19 protein-coding genes are annotated in these 18,515 nt (G+C 55.2%); 11 read left to right on the top strand and 8 right to left on the bottom strand.

Features of this window, described 5'->3' with window-relative positions; genetic code table 11:
* Positions 1-11: 11 nt before the first annotated feature.
* From HB779_RS03410 to lepB, 8 genes are all read left to right on the top strand, one after another.
* Complete coding sequence (locus HB779_RS03410) at positions 12-2,195, top strand: primosomal protein N' (RefSeq protein ID WP_188344405.1); 2,184 nt, start codon at positions 12-14, stop codon at positions 2,193-2,195.
* A 42-nt stretch (positions 2,196-2,237) separates the two neighbouring features.
* Positions 2,238-2,627, top strand: a complete 390-nt coding sequence (locus tag HB779_RS03405; RefSeq protein ID WP_188345759.1) for a DUF4345 family protein — start codon at positions 2,238-2,240, stop codon at positions 2,625-2,627.
* Positions 2,628-2,870: 243 nt separating this feature from the next.
* Entirely contained in the window at positions 2,871-3,431 is a 561-nt protein-coding gene (locus tag HB779_RS03400) for a F0F1 ATP synthase subunit delta (RefSeq protein ID WP_188344404.1), read from the top strand.
* Positions 3,431-4,960: a F0F1 ATP synthase subunit alpha gene (gene atpA / locus HB779_RS03395; protein ID WP_188344403.1), complete on the top strand. Its 1,530-nt coding sequence runs from the start codon at positions 3,431-3,433 to the stop codon at positions 4,958-4,960. Before HB779_RS03400 ends, atpA begins: the two co-directional genes overlap by 1 nt.
* Before the next feature lie 19 nt (positions 4,961-4,979).
* The gene (locus HB779_RS03390; RefSeq protein WP_188344402.1) at positions 4,980-5,858 is read left to right on the top strand and encodes a F0F1 ATP synthase subunit gamma; all 879 of its coding nucleotides are present in this window, start codon (positions 4,980-4,982) and stop codon (positions 5,856-5,858) included.
* Positions 5,859-5,876: 18 nt separating this feature from the next.
* Positions 5,877-7,463: a F0F1 ATP synthase subunit beta gene (atpD, locus tag HB779_RS03385; protein WP_188344401.1), complete on the top strand. Its 1,587-nt coding sequence runs from the start codon at positions 5,877-5,879 to the stop codon at positions 7,461-7,463.
* Between the two features lie 91 nt (positions 7,464-7,554).
* The gene (locus HB779_RS03380; protein WP_188344400.1) at positions 7,555-7,962 is read left to right on the top strand and encodes a F0F1 ATP synthase subunit epsilon; all 408 of its coding nucleotides are present in this window, start codon (positions 7,555-7,557) and stop codon (positions 7,960-7,962) included.
* Between the two features lie 66 nt (positions 7,963-8,028).
* Positions 8,029-8,970: a signal peptidase I gene (gene lepB / locus HB779_RS03375; RefSeq protein WP_188344399.1), complete on the top strand. Its 942-nt coding sequence runs from the start codon at positions 8,029-8,031 to the stop codon at positions 8,968-8,970.
* 31 nt (positions 8,971-9,001) lie between these two features.
* Here lepB and HB779_RS03370 read toward each other — a convergent pair whose 3' ends face one another.
* From HB779_RS03370 to HB779_RS03355, 4 genes are all read right to left on the bottom strand, one after another.
* Complete coding sequence (locus tag HB779_RS03370; RefSeq protein WP_188344398.1) at positions 9,002-9,520, bottom strand: RNA pyrophosphohydrolase; 519 nt, start codon at positions 9,518-9,520, stop codon at positions 9,002-9,004.
* 37 nt (positions 9,521-9,557) lie between these two features.
* On the bottom strand, positions 9,558-10,706 hold the full coding sequence (locus HB779_RS03365) for a divergent polysaccharide deacetylase family protein (protein WP_244642455.1): 1,149 nt from the start codon (positions 10,704-10,706) through the stop codon (positions 9,558-9,560).
* Between the two features lie 95 nt (positions 10,707-10,801).
* Entirely contained in the window at positions 10,802-12,127 is a 1,326-nt protein-coding gene (locus HB779_RS03360; RefSeq protein WP_188344397.1) for a S41 family peptidase, read from the bottom strand.
* The gene (locus HB779_RS03355; protein WP_188344396.1) at positions 12,117-13,451 is read right to left on the bottom strand and encodes a murein hydrolase activator EnvC; all 1,335 of its coding nucleotides are present in this window, start codon (positions 13,449-13,451) and stop codon (positions 12,117-12,119) included. The genes HB779_RS03360 and HB779_RS03355 overlap by 11 nt, the downstream gene beginning before the upstream one ends.
* A gap of 372 nt (positions 13,452-13,823) precedes the next feature.
* On the opposite strand from HB779_RS03355, the gene HB779_RS03350 reads away from it, so the two are divergent.
* Entirely contained in the window at positions 13,824-14,543 is a 720-nt protein-coding gene (locus tag HB779_RS03350; protein WP_188344395.1) for a glycosyltransferase family 2 protein, read from the top strand.
* Here the strand turns inward: HB779_RS03350 and HB779_RS03345 are convergent.
* The 3 genes from HB779_RS03345 to HB779_RS03335 form a co-directional block, all read right to left on the bottom strand.
* The gene (locus tag HB779_RS03345; RefSeq protein ID WP_188344394.1) at positions 14,485-15,930 is read right to left on the bottom strand and encodes a glycosyltransferase family 39 protein; all 1,446 of its coding nucleotides are present in this window, start codon (positions 15,928-15,930) and stop codon (positions 14,485-14,487) included. The two genes, HB779_RS03350 and HB779_RS03345, sit on opposite strands and share 59 nt — an antisense overlap.
* A gap of 199 nt (positions 15,931-16,129) precedes the next feature.
* Complete coding sequence (locus tag HB779_RS03340) at positions 16,130-16,294, bottom strand: DUF1328 domain-containing protein (RefSeq protein ID WP_188344393.1); 165 nt, start codon at positions 16,292-16,294, stop codon at positions 16,130-16,132.
* Positions 16,295-16,383: 89 nt separating this feature from the next.
* Positions 16,384-17,178: a response regulator gene (locus HB779_RS03335; protein ID WP_188344392.1), complete on the bottom strand. Its 795-nt coding sequence runs from the start codon at positions 17,176-17,178 to the stop codon at positions 16,384-16,386.
* Between the two features lie 166 nt (positions 17,179-17,344).
* Between HB779_RS03335 and HB779_RS03330 the strand changes: the two genes are divergently transcribed.
* Together HB779_RS03330 and HB779_RS03325 are read left to right on the top strand one after the other, a co-directional pair.
* Positions 17,345-17,548 (top strand): NepR family anti-sigma factor, encoded by a 204-nt coding sequence (locus tag HB779_RS03330; protein ID WP_188344391.1) that lies wholly within the window; start codon positions 17,345-17,347, stop codon positions 17,546-17,548.
* An 11-nt stretch (positions 17,549-17,559) separates the two neighbouring features.
* Positions 17,560-18,111: an RNA polymerase sigma factor gene (locus HB779_RS03325; protein WP_188344390.1), complete on the top strand. Its 552-nt coding sequence runs from the start codon at positions 17,560-17,562 to the stop codon at positions 18,109-18,111.
* Here the strand turns inward: HB779_RS03325 and HB779_RS03320 are convergent.
* Positions 18,094-18,513 (bottom strand): hypothetical protein, encoded by a 420-nt coding sequence (locus HB779_RS03320; protein ID WP_188344389.1) that lies wholly within the window; start codon positions 18,511-18,513, stop codon positions 18,094-18,096. The two genes, HB779_RS03325 and HB779_RS03320, sit on opposite strands and share 18 nt — an antisense overlap.
* Between the last annotated feature and the right edge of the window lie 2 nt (positions 18,514-18,515).

Below are 18,515 nucleotides of genomic sequence, written 5' to 3'. Positions count from 1 at the left end.
GTCACGAGGTTATGACTCAAGATTCGCCCTCCGTGCAAAAAATAGTTCCCGTGCTCGTGCCAATGCCAGCCGCGAAGCCCTACAGCTATGCTGTGCCCGAAGGTATGGATGTCAAAGCCGGCTCAATAGTACGCGTGCCGCTGGGGCCGCGTGAGGTGGCAGGCATTGTCACGGAAGGGTCGACTGATTCGGTGGACGCTAAAAAACTCCGGCCGATCTCTGAGCTTTTCGATTGCCCGCCGGTTGACGGCGACATGATGCGGTTCATGCGCTGGGCTGCCGATTATACCATTTCGCCGCCGGGCATGGTGGCGCGGATGGTCCTACGGGTGCCAGCTGCATTCGATCCCGAGCCGCCGGTGCCGGGATTGCGGTTTTCCGGCCAGCACCCTGAACGTATGACCGGAGCGCGTTCCCGCGTCCTTGAGCTTGCCGGGGATGGTTTGGCTTGGACGCGTACGGGGCTCGCCCACGCAGCCGGTGTTTCTGCAACAGTGGTTGACGGGCTTGCGGCGCAGGGCGTGTTTGAACAGGTGATGATTCCGGCCCGTCCGGTGGTAGCACCGCCTGATCCGACCTATGCGCCGGCTGAACTGTCCGGCGATCAGGCTGATGCGGCCAAACAACTTGTCGACGCGATGACTGGCGGCGGCTTTTCCGTCTCCCTGCTCGATGGTGTTACGGGTTCGGGCAAAACGGAAGTTTATTTCGAAGCTGTGGCGAAGGCGATCGAGGACGGAAAACAGGTTCTTATCCTTTTGCCGGAAATTGCTCTGACGCAGCAATTCCTTGAGCGTTTCCATGACCGTTTCGGCTCAAAACCGGCGGAGTGGCATTCCGATCTTGCGCCAAAAACCCGTGAGCGGGTTTGGCGGCAGGTAATGGAGGGCCAGGTGCGTGTCGTCGCCGGCGCCCGTTCGGCCTTGTTTCTGCCGTTTCAGGATCTGGGATTGATCGTTGTCGATGAAGAGCATGATCCTGCCTACAAGCAGGAAGACCGTGTGTTTTACAATGCGCGGGATATGGCCGTCGTGCGCGCGCATATCGGTAATTTTCCGGTTGTCCTGGCCTCGGCGACGCCTTCGATCGAAAGTCAGGTCAATGCGCAGCAGGGGCGTTATACGCGTATCCGTCTAACCGGCCGCTATGCCGAGGCAGCAATGCCTGATCTGAAAGCCATTGACATGCGCCGCTCGCCGCCACGGCCGGGCGGGTTTTTATCCCCGGCGCTGGTCGAGGCAATGAACCAGACCTTGCAGCGCAAGGAACAATCGCTGCTGTTTCTCAATCGCCGCGGCTATGCGCCTCTAACGCTGTGCCGGGTGTGCGGTCACCGGTTTCAATGTCCGTGCTGTTCGAGCTGGCTGGTCGAGCACAGATTTCGCGGTCAGCTTGTCTGCCATCAATGCGGGCACCATGAAGCCCGGCCCGAGGCTTGCCCTTCCTGTGGCACGCTGGATCATCTGGTCGCTTGTGGTCCCGGCGTCGAGCGCATCGCCGAAGAAGCGGAAAAGACCTTCCCGGATGCGCGTATTATTGTCCTCTCGTCGGATCTGATGGGCGTGAAGCGGCTGCGGCTCGAACTTGACGCCATTGCGCGCGGCGAGGCCGACATTATCATCGGTACGCAATTGGTCGCCAAAGGACACAACTTTCCCAACATGACATTGGTTGGTGTTGTTGATGCGGATCTTGGTCTTGCCAACGGCGATCCCCGTGCCGCCGAGAGGACATTTCAGTTGCTCAATCAGGTGACGGGACGTGCCGGACGTACCGGCAAAAAGAGCCTTGGCCTTTTGCAAACCTATCAGCCGGACCATCCGGTCATGCGGGCGATTGTCTCGGGCGACGCAGATGCATTTTATACCAAGGAAATCGAGGAGCGGGAGCGATCGGGCCTGCCACCCTATGGCCGGCTTGGCGCGTTGATCATTTCTGCCGGAACAAGGGCCGAGGCGGAGAATCATGCCCGCGCTCTGCGCCGTGCCGCGCCGCACTCATCCGAGATTAACGTGCTTGGACCGGCGGAGGCACCATTGGCGCTTATTCGTGGACGACACCGGTTCCGGCTCCTGATCCACGGAACGCGCAAGGCAGACATTCAGAATTTCATTCGCGCGATTCTGGCGGGCGGACCAAAAGAACGAGGATCAGTGCGCGTACAGATTGATATCGACCCGCAAAGCTTTCTATAAGCAAGCTGTGAAGATGGTTAACCGAACAGGGACAGAGCGATGATGGAATTATACTGGCCGGCCAGTCAGGGGGAATGGATCGCCTGGAGTTCAGCCGCCGTTACGGTCGTGTTTGGCCTGATCCTGTTTTTTGCGCCGCGCGTCGCCTTTAAAATATTGCGCCTGCAGACGGTCCCGGCACATCCTGAAGCTTTGTCTGAAGCGCGTGCAACCATGGCCGGTTTCTATCTGGGACTGGGCATTTGCGCCCTCGTCTTTGCGCAGCCCTTTCTCTGGATTGCACTCGGCGCATCCTGGGGCTTTACGGTTTTTGGCCGGTTGATCTCGATGATGTCGGATCGCGGCAATACGCTCTACAACTGGATTTCTGTTGTAATTGAACTGGCGCTGGCAGCGGGCCCGCTGCTGTTCGCCTTCGGCTTTATCGCCTAGGCGGGTTGTATAAAAGTTGAGTGCCTAATTCAAAATTTGCCGCTGCGGCAATTCTGACGCCAGTTTTAGCGGATTCGCGTGTTGCGACTCCTGCTTCTCTATGCTAGACGGCATTCAAATCTCGTCGGGGGACAGTTTCAGAGTTGTTTCCGGGGCGATAAAAAATCAATAATGCCAAAGATTTGACCGAAAATTCCTTTTGGTTTCCCGATTTTTGGCTTCAACGCAGAGAGCTTGTCGTTCGTGGCAGAAACTTCGTCGCTCATATCCGGTGTTGCCCAGCGTTATGCGGGTTCACTATTTGACCTCGCGCTGGAAGCAAAATCAGTCGCAGAAGTCGAAAAGAATCTGGGTCAGTTCGAGGCGCTCGTCAATGGCAGTGCCGACTTGAAGCGTCTGATCGAGAGCCCGGTTTTTTCCTCCGAAGATCAGGTCAAGGCCATCTCGGCTATTCTGACCAAAGCCAAGATCGGCGGCCTCGTTTTCAATTTCCTTCGCCTTGTGGCCAAGAACCGCCGTTTGTTTGCGGTGCCTTCCATGATCCAGGCGTTCCGTAACATTGCTGCTGAAAATCGCGGTGAGGTTACGGCTGATGTTACTTCTGCGCATGCCCTGACGGCAGCGCAGCAAACTGAATTGAAGGCCACGCTGAAAAGCGTCGCCGGCAAAGACGTGACAATCAATGTCACTGTTGATCCGTCGATCCTTGGAGGTCTCATCGTCAAGTTGGGGTCCCGCCAGATCGACACTTCACTTCGCACAAAACTTTCTTCGCTTAAGCTTGCACTGAAAGAGGTCGGCTGATGGACATCCGCGCCGCGGAAATTTCCGCAATCCTGAAAGAGCAAATCAAGAATTTCGGCAAGGAGGCAGAAGTCTCCGAAGTCGGTCAGGTTCTATCCGTCGGTGACGGTATTGCTCGTGTATACGGTCTGGACAATGTTCAGGCTGGTGAAATGGTCGAGTTCCCGGACGGTACCCGTGGCATGGCCCTCAACCTTGAAAGCGACAACGTTGGTGTCGTTATTTTCGGTTCCGACCGTGACATCAAGGAAGGCGACATCGTCAAGCGCACAGGCGCTATCGTTGACGTCCCAGTCGGCAAGGAACTGCTTGGCCGCGTTGTTGACGCTCTCGGCAATCCGATTGACGGCAAGGGTCCGATCAAGGCGAAGCAGCGCTCACGCGTTGACGTCAAGGCTCCCGGCATCATTCCGCGCAAGTCGGTACATGAGCCAATGTCGACCGGCCTCAAGGCCATCGATGCTCTGATCCCGGTTGGCCGCGGCCAGCGCGAGCTGGTCATCGGCGATCGTCAGACCGGCAAGACCGCGATCATTCTCGACACGTTCCTCAACCAGAAGCCAGCACACGATGCCGGCAATGAGAGCGAGCGTCTCTATTGCGTTTACGTGGCTATCGGCCAGAAGCGTTCGACCGTTGCCCAGTTCGTCAAGATCCTTGAAGAACGCGGCGCGCTTGAATACTCCATCGTTGTGGCTGCAACGGCTTCCGATCCTGCACCTATGCAGTATCTTGCACCATTCGCCGGTTGTGCCATGGGCGAATATTTCCGTGACAACGGCATGCATGCGCTGATCGGTTATGACGATCTGTCCAAGCAGGCTGTTGCTTACCGCCAGATGTCCCTTTTGCTGCGCCGTCCTCCGGGCCGTGAAGCTTATCCCGGCGACGTTTTCTATCTGCACTCCCGCCTTCTTGAACGTTCGGCCAAGCTGAACGACGATAATGGTGCGGGTTCGCTGACTGCTTTGCCGGTTATCGAAACGCAGGCAAACGACGTTTCCGCCTATATTCCGACCAACGTGATCTCGATCACCGACGGTCAGATCTTCCTTGAAACCAACCTGTTCTATCAGGGTATCCGTCCAGCCGTTAACGTCGGCCTGTCGGTTTCCCGCGTTGGTTCTGCCGCCCAGATCAAGGCGATGAAGCAGGTTGCCGGTTCGATCAAGGGTGAGCTGTCGCAGTACCGCGAAATGGCGGCCTTTGCGCAGTTCGGTTCCGATCTCGATGCCTCGACGCAGCGTCTTCTCAACCGTGGTGCACGCCTTACCGAACTTCTGAAGCAGCCGCAGTTCTCGCCGCTGAAGACTGAAGAACAGGTTGCTGTGATTTTCGCCGGTGTGAACGGCTATCTCGACAAGCTGGCTGTTAATCAGGTCAGCAAGTTCGAGCAGGGCCTGCTCACATGGCTGCGCACCGAGAACAAGGACGTTCTCGATGCCATCGCCAAGGAAAAGCAGCTCAGCGACGACATCAAAGGCAAGCTGAAGGCAGCAGTTGACGCCTTCGCCAAGTCTTTCGCGTAACCACTGACGGGATGAACGGATGCCTTCGTTAAAGGATCTGAGAAACCGGATCGCCTCGGTCAAGGCGACGCAGAAAATCACCAAGGCGATGCAAATGGTCGCCGCGGCGAAGCTGCGTCGTGCGCAGGAAGCTGCGGAGGCCGCGCGTCCCTATTCACAGCGTATGGCCGCAGTTCTGGCCAACATCGCCGCCAATGTTGATGGTGACGATGCGCCTGTATTGATGAGCGGAACCGGCAAGGACGATGTGCATCTGCTCATCGTCTGCACGTCTGAACGTGGTCTATGCGGCGGTTTTAATTCGCAGATCGCCCGCTTGGCCCGTGAACATGCGCGCCGCCTGCTCGCCGATGGCAAGACAGTCAAGATCATCACTGTTGGCAAGAAGGGCGCGGACATTCTGCGCCGTGATCTTGGCAAGCACATTATCGACCATGTCGATCTGCGCGATGTGAAGCAGCTTGGCTTTGTCAATGCCGATGCGATCGGTCACAAGATCATTGCGCTTTACAACGAAGGTGCATTTGACGTCGCCACTTTGTTCTACTCGGAATTCAAGTCGGTGATTTCGCAGATACCGACTGCACAGCAGCTGATCCCGGCCAGCGCCATTGGCGATGCGGAACCGGAAACAGCGGGCGATGCGGTCTATGAATACGAGCCGGATCCAGCGTCCATTCTTGGCGATCTGATTCCGCGCAATATTTCCGTCCAGGTTTTCCGCGCTCTCCTCGAAAACGCGGCATCGGAACAGGGTGCACGCATGTCCGCCATGGACAACGCAACCCGTAATGCCGGTGACATGATCAACAAGCTGACAATGTCGTACAACCGCCAGCGTCAGGCTCAGATCACCAAAGAACTGATTGAAATCATTTCGGGCGCGGAAGCGCTCTAATCGCGAAGGTAAGGATCGATGGCAAAAGCAGCGACCCCGAAAACACCCGCAGCCGCCAAGGCAGCTGCACCAAAGGCAGCCACAAAGGCAGCCGCAGCCACGCCAGCAACAGCTGCAAAGGCCGCTGCTCCGAAGGCTGCTCCTGCAGCTAAGGCTTCGGCGACGCCAAAGACTGCAGTCAAGACGACCGGTCTCGCCGGACGTGTCAGCCAGATCATCGGCGCTGTTGTTGACGTTCATTTCGAAGGCGACCTGCCAAAGATCCTGAACGCGCTGGAAACCGACAATCTCGGCAACCGCCTTGTTCTGGAAGTTGCACAGCATCTGGGTGAGAACACTGTTCGCACGATTGCCATGGACTCGACCGAAGGTCTGGTTCGTGGTCAGCCCGTGTATGACACAGGCTCCGCCATCATGGTTCCAGTCGGTGAAGCAACACTCGGCCGCATCATGAACGTTATCGGCGAGCCGGTTGACGAAGCTGGTCCGATCAAGACAAAGCTGACCCGTGCCATCCACCAGCCAGCGCCTGAATATGTCGAGCAATCGACAGAAGCGCAGATCTTGGTTACGGGCATCAAGGTTATCGATCTGCTCGCGCCTTATGCACGCGGCGGCAAGATCGGCCTGTTCGGCGGTGCCGGTGTTGGCAAGACCGTTCTGATCATGGAACTGATCAACAACGTGGCCAAGGCGCACGGTGGTTACTCGGTATTTGCCGGTGTGGGTGAACGTACTCGCGAAGGCAATGATCTTTACCACGAAATGATCGAATCCGGCGTGAACAAGGCCGGCGGCGGCGAAGGCTCCAAGGCTGCTCTCGTGTACGGTCAGATGAATGAGCCGCCAGGGGCCCGTGCCCGTGTTGCGCTTTCCGGTCTGACAGTTGCCGAACATTTCCGTGACGAAGGCCAGGACGTTCTGTTCTTCGTGGACAACATTTTCCGCTTCACGCAGGCTGGTTCCGAATTGTCGGCTCTGCTGGGCCGCATTCCGTCCGCCGTGGGTTATCAGCCAACGCTGGCAACCGACATGGGCCAGATGCAGGAACGCATCACCACGACCCACAAGGGTTCGATCACATCCGTGCAGGCCATTTACGTGCCCGCCGACGATTTGACCGATCCGGCTCCTGCAACATCCTTTGCGCATCTTGATGCGACGACGAACCTCAACCGTGCGATCTCTGAAAAGGGTATTTATCCGGCTGTGGATCCGCTCGACTCGACATCGCGCATGCTCGATCCGCTGATCGTTGGTGAAGAACACTACCAGATTGCACGTCAGGTGCAGTCGATCCTGCAGCGTTACAAGTCCTTGCAGGACATCATCGCCATTCTCGGCATGGACGAGTTGTCGGAAGAAGACAAGATCACGGTCGCCCGCGCCCGCAAGATCGAACGCTTCCTGTCGCAGCCGTTCTTCGTTGCTGAAATCTTCACCGGTGCACCGGGTAAGCTGGTTGATCTGGCTGACACCATCAAGGGCTTCAAAGGTCTTTGCAATGGTGACTATGATCACCTGCCGGAAGCCGCATTCTACATGGTCGGCTCGATTGACGAGGCGATTGAAAAGGCACAGCGTCTGGCAGCAGAAGCTGCCTGATCTGAAACATAATGGCGGGCTTCGGCCCGCCCTTTCTTGTCAAGGCCATCCCTTCTATCAGGTCAATGACCGCAGGAATTGAGTGAATATCATGGCAGAAGCCTTCCATTTCGAACTCGTATCGCCAGAACGTCTGCTGCTCTCGGAACAGGTCACCGAAGTTGTGGTTCCGGGTACGGAAGGTTACATGACGGTTATGGCTCATCACGCGCCGCTCATGGCGACAGTCAAGCCGGGTGTTGTCACCGTGAAAATGGCCGATGGCAAGCCCGACAGCTATGTCGTGTTCGGCGGTTTCGTCGATGTAACGCCAGAGGGTTGCATTCTCCTCGCAGAATCGGCGGTACACGTCACCGATATAAAGGCTGATGAACTGCAGAACCGCATCAAAGACGCCCGGGAAGACTTCGAAGACGCAACAACGCGCGAAGACAAAGCCAAGGCGGAAGACCTTTTGGGTCAGTTGACGACGCTGCAGGAAGCTATCAAGGCTGCTTGATTGATTTGAAGTGATCGGCAATGATGAAAGCGGACTTCGGGTCCGCTTTTTTATTTCAGGTAGATCATGCCACTAGCAAAGCCACGCAGTTCCCTCTCCACGTTTCTTATATCCTTACTTGTCGATCCAGTGGCTGGCTTGCTTTGGATTGGTCGGGGCAAACTGGCTATAATCGTAGGGATCATCCTTTATGCGGCGGCCATCGCAGTTTTCTATCTGGGTGTCCCACCATTTTCTATCAAAAGTATGCCAAGCTTGGCGCTACTAGAAATTCTGGCGAAACTCGCATTTGCCGTTGGTGTTTGCTGTCTCGCGGCGACAACCATTCCGCGTTGGTACTCCAATGGCTTTGGCTTAGTACCCATTTATATTATCAGTGCGTTAGCTCTAGCGCTGGGTGTGCGATCGTTTCTTTTGCAACCGTTCAATATCCCTTCTGAGAACATGGTTCCGGCCTTGGTAAGGGGCGATTATGTGTTCGTTTCAAAATTGGCTTACGGATACAGCCGTTACAGCATTCCATTCGGACTTTTGCCGATAGAGGGGCGTATTTTTGCGCAGCTGCCAGAGCGTGGTGACGTCGTGGTATTTCGAACGCAGGATGGCTTTGATTCTGTGAAGCGCATTGTGGGTCTGCCAGGAGAAACCATCCAGATGATTGATGGTATTCTCAATATAGATGGATCACCGGTAAAACTGGACCAGATGGGTGTTTATCATCCTGATAGTGCTATGAGCAGCCGACCAATTAAGATGGCGAAGGAAACGCCCCCAAATGGCAAAAGTTATGCAGTCTTGAGCATTACCGACGACTCAATGGGTGACAACACAGCGCCACACATCGTTCCTGCCGGGCAATATTTCTTAATGGGCGACAATAGAGATAATTCGTATGATAGCCGTTTTACGATGGGAACGGTGCCATTCGAAAACCTTATTGGAAAAGTCGTCAAAATATTTTGGAATTCTGAAGGGATCGCTTATTCGGAACGACAGTCTTTGCTGTAGCAAGGCATAGGAAAACCAAAATGGTTGGCGCTCAAACAGCCAAATGCCGGAACGCAGCGACGACCTGTTCATAGACCTTGCGTTTAAATGGCACGATCAGATTGGGCAACTGGACCATCGGCTTCCACGCCCATTCGTCAAATTCGGCGGTATGGCCGCCGGGTGGCGGGTTAATGGCGATTTCGCTCTCATCGCCATCAAAGCGATAGGCAAACCATTTCTGCGTCTGGCCTCTATATTTGCCCTTCAGTGCGAGTCCGACGAGTTCCGGCGGTAGATCATAGTTGATCCAGTCGGGCGCTTCAGCGAGCAGGGAAACGGTTTTCATGCCGGTTTCTTCATAGAGTTCGCGGCGCGCTGCGATTTCCGCATCTTCACCCTTGTCGATACCGCCCTGTGGCATTTGCCAAAGCTGGGTTGCACCTTCCATCTCGTCGTTGGGAATGACGATGCGGTGACCGGCCCAGACGAGATTGTCCTTGTTAAGGACCATAATGCCGACGCATGGCCGGTAGGGGAGTGTCTCGGGATCGACGTGTTTCTTGCTCATGAGAATACTCCGCTGTAGTGGTGCCTATCGTGGCTGCCTAACCCTTTTCCGGGTCCCGAACAAGCGCAGAGACAGGCACAATTTCAATACCTCTGGTCTTTGCCTCATTTGCCCAGGCAGACACGGCATCTACCGTCACGTCGAAAGCAGAGCCGACGCCAATCGCTGTCCCCTTGGCTCGGGCGATGCGTTCCAGTTCATCGAGTTTCTTGAGGATACTGCCGCGCTCCTGTGCGCCGTCGATCAGGATATCGGCGGCAGCGAACGGTGTCCCCTGCTGGGTCGCAATCGTATCGGCCACACTGCGGGCAGAACTGCCATCATCAAGATAAAGCAAACCACGCTTCGCCACATCCTGCATGACGGGCATCATGGCCTTGGTATCCGCGGTAAAACGCGCGCCCATATAGTTGATGATGCCGGTATAGTTGGTGATGCGGCCCATGGTCTTGTGAAGGTTGTCCAGCGTTTCGGCCGGTGCGGCATCCACTGTAAGCGTGTTGCGGCCGGGATTGACGCGCGGATAATCAAACGGTTCGAAGGGCACCTGCATCAGCAATTCATGGCCGTTCTGCCGTGCGGTCTGCATCCAGCGGGCGAGGCTGTTGCCTTCGGGGGCGAATGCCAGCGTGACTTCGCCGGGCAATATCTTGATCGCCTGTTGCGTCCCGGTTTGAGACATGCCGAGCCCGCCAATAACGATTGCAATCCGCGCGCCGCGCGCACCCGACCAAGAGCGGGAATAAACGTCGAGTGGCCGGCGCCCATCGGGCGCGACAATCGGCAATGGACCTTGCGCCGACATCTCGAGCATATCCCGTTCAGGAATGTGTGCGGTCAGGGGATTCTGCTGCTGCCGTGTTGGATCACCGACAACGATGATTTTAGGTCCGCCCGGGCTCGTTGTGACATTTCCTTGAGCTGCCGTCGCAGTGGCGGGCTTGTTCGCCGGAGCCGGTTCACTCTTTGCTATCGGGGCGGTTGTTTCTGCCAGTTTGGGTTTTTCCACCACTGGTGAAGGGCTGCGAAATCCATGGTTGCTTGTCAGGGAAATAAACAGTGCAACGGCGCCAATGCCCAACATAGATGCAGCGGGCAGCAGCCAGCGGGCGACGGCCTTGGGACCAGAGCTTGCTTTGGGCCGCTCGCTGTTTTGTCCCAGCGGCCGGTTGATATCGGAATTCACGTGGGTTGGCCGATGTGGGAGGGGAAATGAAAAGAATATCAGTCCGGAAGGGAAATGGGCCAGGCACAAATGATCGTGTCTGGCCCCGTTTTATATCAGTTCGGTACACCCTTTGACGGGTCAGCCGGGAAAGCAGCATTGGCCTGTTCGCCGCGCAGAAGCTTCAACGCCTCGATCAGCTGCAGATCATCCTTGGGATCTGGCGGAACGTAGGCGATGGAGCCTGAGCCTTCAGCATCTTCCTGAACGCCCTTGATATGGCCTTTCAGGCTTGATTCACTCATGGGCTCAGCGCGGCCTTTGAGCTCATCAGGCAATGGTTGATCGACGGCGATATCCGGAACAATGCCCTTGCCCTGAATGGATTTGCCAGCAGGGGTGTAATAGAGGGCGGTGGTCAGGCGCAGCGCGCCATTTTCACCCAGCGGGATAATCGTCTGAACCGAACCCTTGCCGAAGGAACGCGTGCCGAGCACGGTGCCACGGCGATGGTCCTGCAGGGCGCCGGCAACGATTTCTGACGCGCTCGCCGATCCGCCATTGATCATGACAATCAGCGGCTTGCCATTGGTCAGATCACCGGGGCGGGCATCGAAACGCGTGATGTCCTGTGGATCACGACCACGGGTCGACACAATTTCACCCTTGTCGAGGAAAGCGTCGGAAACGGCAACCGCCTGATCGAGAAGGCCACCCGGATTCAAACGCAGATCGAGAACAAAGCCCTTCAGCTTGTCTTCTGGCACCTTGCTCTGGATATCCTTGATCGCCTTTTGCATGTCTTCAAAGGTCTGCTCGGTGAAGGAAATCACCCTGACGTAACCGACATCGTTCTCGACGCGGTACTTGACAGCCTTAACCTTCACGACATCGCGGACGATGGTCAGTTTAATCGGCTTGTCTGCGCCCTGACGAATGAGGGTCAATTCGATCGGGGTGTTGACATCGCCGCGCATCTTGTCGACGGCGTCGGTCAGTGTCAGCCCGCGGACATCAGCGCCATCAATCTGGGAAATATAATCTCCGGCAAGAACGCCTGCTTTGGATGCCGGTGTGTCTTCGATAGGAGAAATGACCTTTATCAGCTCATTTTCCATCGTAACTTCAATACCAAGACCACCAAACTCGCCCTTGGTCTGGACGCGCATATCCTGGGCCTGTTCGGCATTCATGTAGGAAGAATGGGGATCAAGCGATGTCAGCATGCCATTGATGGCGCTTTCGATCAGCTTCTTGTCATCCGGCGGCGTGACATACTGGGCGCGGACGCGCTCAAAAATATCGCCGAAAATCGAGAGTTGCTTGTACGTATCATTGCCCGCAGCTTCTGCAGCGGTTGTGGGCAGCGCACCCTGCACAACGACCATTGCCGTTGCACCCAGCAGTGCTCCGGCCATGAGAAGCGTTAACCTACGTATCATTTGTGGTCCTTCCAGCGAGCCTATCCGCCCACCAAGGGGCGGGATTAACAGGTTTTGTATCTTTTCGGAACTCAATGTAAAGCATTGGCGCTCCATTTCCCATCTGAACAGTGCCGGTACTCGCAACAAGTTGCTCGTTCATCACACCGACCGGCTCACCTGCCAAAACGAACTGATTCTGCGAAACATTGATTCTCTTCATGCCTGCCAACACGACATGATAGCCATTGCCAGCATCAAGGATCAAGAGCTGACCATAGGAGCGGAATGCGCCGGCATAAAGGACAACGGCGTCGGTGGGTGCCGTTATGGTTGCACCGGCAGGGGTTTCAAGCGTGTCTCCCTGCACAATGCCGCCCAGGCCATCGTCATCACCAAAATGCTTCACCAGTTTACCGGCACCGGGCATGGAAAGGTGACCTTTGAGCGAAGCAAAGTTGACCTTTGCCGACAAGCGCTCCTGATTTGAGGCAAAATTATCAGCGCGCTGCTGGCTGGCCGCAAGCTTCTGTTCTTCCTTCTGATTGGCGGCATTGGCAACTTTTCGCACCTCCTCCATGTCTTTTTCCATGGACGCGATGAGGTCGCGCAACGATGTTGCCTTTTTGGCCAGTTCCTCTGCTCGCTCCTGTTCGGACCTGCGCGTCTCTTCCGACGTTGTTTGCAGTTTTTGCTTTTCGGCAAGCAACAGATCGAGGCGTTTCTTTTCTTCCGCTTGCCCGGACAGTGAAGCGGTCAGGCGTGTCTGCTCATCGGAAATCGATGTCTTGAGCCGCGTCAGCTCTTTCAGATCCGCAATCAGAACCTCAGTCTGCTCCCGCATTTCCGGGACGACGGCACCCAGAAGGACAGCACTTCTGACAGAAGCCAGCGCATCATCGGGGCGGACCAGAATGGCCGGAGGTGGGTTGAGCCCCATGCGTTGCAGGGCAGCAAGGACTTCCGCCAAGGCGCCGCGACGCGTCTTCAGCGAAAGTTTCACGCCATCTTCCTGCTCGCGCAGGCCTGTCAGTTTATCGCCAATATTTGCGATGTCTTCTGCCAGCTTCTTTTCGGTCTTCGCGGACTGAATTAACGCTGCGGTTATCGTTGTCTGATCTTTTTTGAGATCGGCGATTTCCTTGTCGAGCGATGCGACCCGTTCAGAGGAAAGCGTTATCTGACCAGTAAGGTCCTCAAGCTGTTTGGCAGTCTCGGCGCGTTTGGCGTCCACCTGTTCCTGAGCACTGGAAGGCATAACAAAAACCAGCAGCAGAAACAGGGCGGCACTGACGCACAAACCGTTTCTTGAGTTGGATGACGTGCTGGAAGCCTGAAAACGCATTCGCCGACCGAAATAAATTAAGATGAGGGGCCGACAATAGGAAGACTTCGATTAATGAACAATTAACCATAAACCATCCACGCCGGTTATTGCCGCGTGATGGTACCATTCTAGCATAAATCTGCGTGGCGGAATTACGGCGCAAGGTTCACTCTTGCGTGAAATGAGGCAATATCCCGTGCGATTGCCCGGAAGATAAGCAATCGGCATTTATCATCTGTTTTGCTTTGCAGGTTTCGGTGTTATGGGAACGATATTATTAGCCACCTGACGCATTGCCCTCAATGCAATGTCCTCCATTCGGCCGGACCGGATATTGCCGGAATCTGATCGCGATGCGGCAGGCTCACCATCGTTTCTGGATTTTCTGATATGACCGACCTGACAGTCGTAATTCCTGTCTACAATGAATCCGGAAATATTGGTGCCTTGGTCGATGAGATCAATCGGGCGCTCTCCGGCGTTGTTCCTTATGAAATATTGATCGTGGACGATGGATCTGTTGATGGCTCTGCCGAGGAAGCATTAAACGCCGGCCGCCATGTCCGTGTTTTGCGCCACGCGAAACGCACCGGCAAATCGCGCGCACTTGTCAGCGGGTTTCAGGCAGCCAAGGGGCAGTGGATCGCAACGCTGGATGGAGACGGTCAGAACAATCCGCTCGACTTGGCCAAGCTGTGGCCGCGTATCCAGACCTCGCAGCCGGTTTTGTTTGCCGGTGTCAGAATGCGCCGCAATGACGGGGTGGTGAAACTGCTGACGTCAAAACTTGCCAATTTCGTGCGCAAACGGTTGCTTAAAGATAATTCGCGCGATGCAGGTTGCGGATTTAAAGTCGTGCCTGCGCATGTCGCGCGGCAGTTGCCTTATTTTGATAATATGCACCGCTTCCTTCCAGCCCTGTCGATCCGGGCCGGGTTATCGGTGATCGAGGTCAGCGTGGAAGATCGTCCGCGTTTGGCCGGGGTTTCCAAATATGGATTCTTCGATCGGGCGGCTGTGGCGTTTCTTGATACGGTCGGGGTCTTTTGGCTTATCCGTCGCCATTCTGATCCGGTATCGGTAGATGAGATGAATAACGCTGAAAACTGAATGTTCTTGTCCGTCCGCTGAAATTCTTGACCCGGCCCGTCACACGCGTGACCGGCCCAATCGCGACAGCGTCGGCCGGGAGCCGGTCCAAGGTGTCAGGTTTCGGTGCTTTGTCGCCCCACCAGATGAGGACGATATCGTCTGCGTTGCCATTGGCGGGCGGCCAGTGCAGAAATACGGCGACGTTCGCTGCATCGTCCTGACGGTTGGCAACAATCCGGGCAGGCGCGGGGTTTTGGGTCCGTATCGTCTCAGCCAGCGCATCGAAGGGTGAAACAGACCGTTCCGTGCCAAAAAGGGTGACAAGTGCGAATGCCAAGGGTGCAAGAATATAAAATGCGCCTGAAATAAGCAGCAAGTTGCGGGCGCCTTTGATCTGCGGCAGACAAAGCGCAAGCAGAATTGCCGCGGGTGCCAGAATGGGTGCCATGTAGCGCTCGGCGACCGAATGGTAATCGGCAAAGAAGACAATCAGGGCAAAGGCCGTCAGACCGATGACCACCGTGCGCAACAGCACTTTGCGGACATCCTCGTCGCCATCAGGCGACGGTCGCGGATTGTCCGTTCGGCGGCCAATCAAAAAGACCAGAAGCGCGGGACCCGACCAGAGAGCCGCTGAGATAATGAGGCTGAGAACACCGTCTATCCCGAACCAGGGAAGATCAATAGGCGCAAGGAAAGCAATCGGCTTGGCAAGTTTCGCCATCCGGCCCGCTGTCGCTGCCAGAGGCGCATTCAGGGAGGCAATGATAACGGGCGTCATAGCAGCCAGGAAAATGACCAGCGAGATCAAGGCCGGCTTACGGAAAACCTGACGTCTGATGTTGAGGTTCAAGGCACAAGCAATCAGAAAACTGATCAGGAACATAAAGAAATTATACTTGGCAAGGCCGCCGATCGCTGCCCAGAAGCCAAACCAGACATAGGCACTGTAGCCACGGCCAGACCGTATCAGGGTGAGGGCATGGACCATGCCGATGCAGGCGACGATAACGAGAATCGTATGCGCCGTGGTCTGGATCGACATCCAGACAATCTGCGGCAGCAGTGCCGAGGCGGCCAATGCCAACACACCAGCCCGATCGCCCCCCAAACGTCTTGCTGTATCAAATGAAAGCCAATGATAAAGACCGAGCAAGGTAAGCCTGACCAAAGCAACCGCAAGCACCCAGTTCCAATGGGTCAGCTCAAGTGCCAGACGCACGAGCCAATTGTAAAGCGGGGGGTGCGAGTTGCCGTAAATCCACGAAAAATTCACCGCTCCGACAAATTGGGCTTCGTCGATTTCGAGAAACGGCGAGAGGCAAAGGCGCAACACGATGAGGCCAGCCGTATACAATACGATCGCAATGGGAATTCGCTGGGCGAGATATGTCCAATTGATCATCAGGCTGTCCAGATATCAGCGCTGCAACCGGATCATGTCTAGGGCGCTGGTTGACTGTGAAGTTCGTATTCCTCCCTCCACTACAACCAAATCCAGGCTTTTCGCAATGCTACAAACGTCAGGGGCACAGGGCAGCGGCTTAAAAACAAAACTGCCGGCTCAACAGCCGGCAGTTTTGTGTGAGTTTTTACTTTTCCAATCAGGCTCTGCGCAGTAGCCCGGCAATGAGCGAGATCATCAAAAGCGCCAGGAACACGAAGAAGATAATCTTCGCAATACCAACTGAGGCACCGGCAATACCACCGAATCCCAAGGCGCCTGCAACCAGCGCAATAATAAGAAAAACTACAGCATAATAAAGCATCCATCATCTCCCTATCTTGTTGCATTCAGAACGTTCAATTTCTGATTTGGTTCCGATTACAACAATGGGATGCGATGCGGCTTTCAATCCTATGCTTTGGCTTTACTGCTTTCCTTGAAGAACAAGGCCTGCGTGATCAATGCCTTGACCATGTCAGGGTTGAATGGCTTGGTTACAAGGAATGTCGGCTCGGGGCGTTCGCCTGTCAGCAGTCGCTCGGGGAATGCGGTAATGAAAATAACCGGAACGGCATCCTGGCTAAGAATGTTGTTCACCGCATCAATACCGGAGCTGCCGTCGGCCAGCTGAATGTCGGCAAGAATCATGCTTGGATGAGTCTCGGCATAGAGCTTGATGGCTTCGTCCCGCGTGCGGGCAATGCCAACAACGCGGTGACCCAGGCTCTCGACCATGTGTTCAATATCCATGGCGATCAGCGGCTCGTCCTCGATAATGAGGATGTCGGTCGCTATCTGCCTGGAAATGCCGACAGACGCTTCGTCAAGCAGAGCATAGAGCTCCTGCTCATTTATATCGAGAATATCGAGTGTTTCAGCCTGACTGAAGCCCTCAAGGCTGATCAGCAGAAATGCCTGCCGGGCGCGCGGTGCGATGGCGGTCAAGTTTGCCGCCGCATGTCTTTCCCAACCAAATTCCGGCTGTAACTCCAGAGGACGCACGTTGACAGAGTTAAAGTGTTTGATCAGCAATTTGTACAGGCTGACACGATCCGATGATGTTTCGGGGAAAAGGGAGACATCGCTGATAAGAATTTCAAGAGTTGCCGCTACATAGGCGTCGCCCGATGATTGCGAGCCTGTAATGGCGCGGGCAAACCGGCGAAGATAGGGCAGATGTGGGGCGATCCGAGTGGACAATGACATTATGGTGAGTTCCCGTTTCCCGTTGGGCATTGAAGATATGTACGAACCAAAACACATTTGCGAAAAAAAAGTTCCCTGCTACGGAACTTTTCCTTTGCGAAAGTATTATCATCATTAATGTGCCTGCAAGCAGCTACTGCGATGAACCACCAGCAAAGATTGTATAATGAACGCTATTAAAGCTACGCCCGACGGTTCCGGAAAGGGACGTGTCCATCGCCGCGACGTTAGAAATGCGGAATCAGAAATCGGTTTAAAGTTACGTGCGCTTTATGCCTCCGTCCAAGAGGAGGAAATTTCGTCGCGGTTTCTGGACCTTCTGGAAAAGCTTGATGAAGCTGAGCGTAATCACGCACAGTCATCCAAATAGCGGGCTATTGAATGGTAGATGAGTCCACTGATTTCAAAAGAAATCTGATTGCGTCGCTGCCGAAGCTGCGTGCTTTTGCGGTTTCGCTGATCGGCAATCCGGACCGGGCGGATGATCTTGTACAAGACACGATCATGAAAGCCTGGGCCAAACAGGATTCCTTTGAACCGGGCACGAACATTAAAGCCTGGCTCTTCACGATCCTGCGCAATGAGTTTTACAGCCAGATGCGCAAGCGTGGCCGTGAAGTGCAGGATTCCGATGGCATTTTCACGGAGCAGCTTTCGGTTCATCCGTCGCAATATGGTGCGCTTGATTTGCAGGATTTCCGCAAGGCATTGGAAAAATTACCCGATGACCAGCGCGAAGCCATCATTCTCGTGGGTGCCTCCGGGTTTTCCTATGAAGAAGCGGCTGATATATGCGAATGCGCCGTCGGTACGATCAAGAGCCGTGTGAGCCGTGCCCGAACACGGCTGCAGGAGCTTCTCGATGTGAAGGGTGAAGTCGATTATGGCCCGGATTCCATTGCCACGCAGGTGACATCAAATAAGTTCGCCTGACGTATCGTTTTCCGGCGCAACGCCGGAAGGGGATGCAGTTTTCTCTGAAAGAGCGGCGACGGCTTGGACAATTTGCGCTGTATCGTAAGGTTTCAAAACCACGGGAACATCCATAAAACCCGGAATGCCGCCGCGCTGCTGGTCGTAAGCGGTCGTGAAAACGACAGGAATGCCGCGCTGTTGCAAACGTGTTGCTGCTTCAAGGGACGAAGTGCCGCGCGCTTTGACTTCGAGGATTGCGATATCACAGGTCTGCTGGCTTTCAATCCAGAATAGAAGTTCAGCCACGGTGGAAACCACATGAGTGGATCGCACACCGCATTCTTCAGCAATGCGCTCCAGTTCCAGTCCGATCAGATACTCATCTTCCAGAACGAGAAGTCGCTTGTCAGTCAATTCCATAT

It is taken from the genome of Phyllobacterium sp. 628 (genome assembly GCF_014189505.1).
Classification (GTDB): Bacteria; Pseudomonadota; Alphaproteobacteria; order Rhizobiales; family Rhizobiaceae; genus Phyllobacterium.
The sequence above is the reverse complement of the archived record's forward strand: the minus strand, read 5'-3'. Positions and strand labels throughout refer to the sequence as shown.

Bases quoted from the DNA above. Each gene is read 5' to 3' on its own strand.
- HB779_RS03410 (WP_188344405.1), top strand. From the start codon at position 12: ATGACTCAAGATTCGCCCTCCGTGCAAAAAATAGTTCCCGTGCTCGTG.
- HB779_RS03405 (WP_188345759.1), top strand. From the start codon at position 2,238: ATGGAATTATACTGGCCGGCCAGTCAGGGGGAATGGATCGCCTGGAGT.
- atpA (WP_188344403.1), top strand. From the start codon at position 3,431: ATGGACATCCGCGCCGCGGAAATTTCCGCAATCCTGAAAGAGCAAATC.
- HB779_RS03390 (WP_188344402.1), top strand. From the start codon at position 4,980: ATGCCTTCGTTAAAGGATCTGAGAAACCGGATCGCCTCGGTCAAGGCG.
- atpD (WP_188344401.1), top strand. From the start codon at position 5,877: ATGGCAAAAGCAGCGACCCCGAAAACACCCGCAGCCGCCAAGGCAGCT.
- HB779_RS03380 (WP_188344400.1), top strand. From the start codon at position 7,555: ATGGCAGAAGCCTTCCATTTCGAACTCGTATCGCCAGAACGTCTGCTG.
- lepB (WP_188344399.1), top strand. From the start codon at position 8,029: ATGCCACTAGCAAAGCCACGCAGTTCCCTCTCCACGTTTCTTATATCC.
- HB779_RS03370 (WP_188344398.1), bottom strand. From the start codon at position 9,520: ATGAGCAAGAAACACGTCGATCCCGAGACACTCCCCTACCGGCCATGC.
- HB779_RS03360 (WP_188344397.1), bottom strand. From the start codon at position 12,127: ATGATACGTAGGTTAACGCTTCTCATGGCCGGAGCACTGCTGGGTGCA.
- HB779_RS03355 (WP_188344396.1), bottom strand. From the start codon at position 13,451: ATGCGTTTTCAGGCTTCCAGCACGTCATCCAACTCAAGAAACGGTTTG.
- HB779_RS03350 (WP_188344395.1), top strand. From the start codon at position 13,824: ATGACCGACCTGACAGTCGTAATTCCTGTCTACAATGAATCCGGAAAT.
- HB779_RS03345 (WP_188344394.1), bottom strand. From the start codon at position 15,930: ATGATCAATTGGACATATCTCGCCCAGCGAATTCCCATTGCGATCGTA.
- HB779_RS03340 (WP_188344393.1), bottom strand. From the start codon at position 16,294: ATGCTTTATTATGCTGTAGTTTTTCTTATTATTGCGCTGGTTGCAGGC.
- HB779_RS03335 (WP_188344392.1), bottom strand. From the start codon at position 17,178: ATGTCATTGTCCACTCGGATCGCCCCACATCTGCCCTATCTTCGCCGG.
- HB779_RS03330 (WP_188344391.1), top strand. From the start codon at position 17,345: ATGAACGCTATTAAAGCTACGCCCGACGGTTCCGGAAAGGGACGTGTC.
- HB779_RS03325 (WP_188344390.1), top strand. From the start codon at position 17,560: ATGGTAGATGAGTCCACTGATTTCAAAAGAAATCTGATTGCGTCGCTG.
- HB779_RS03320 (WP_188344389.1), bottom strand. From the start codon at position 18,513: ATGGAATTGACTGACAAGCGACTTCTCGTTCTGGAAGATGAGTATCTG.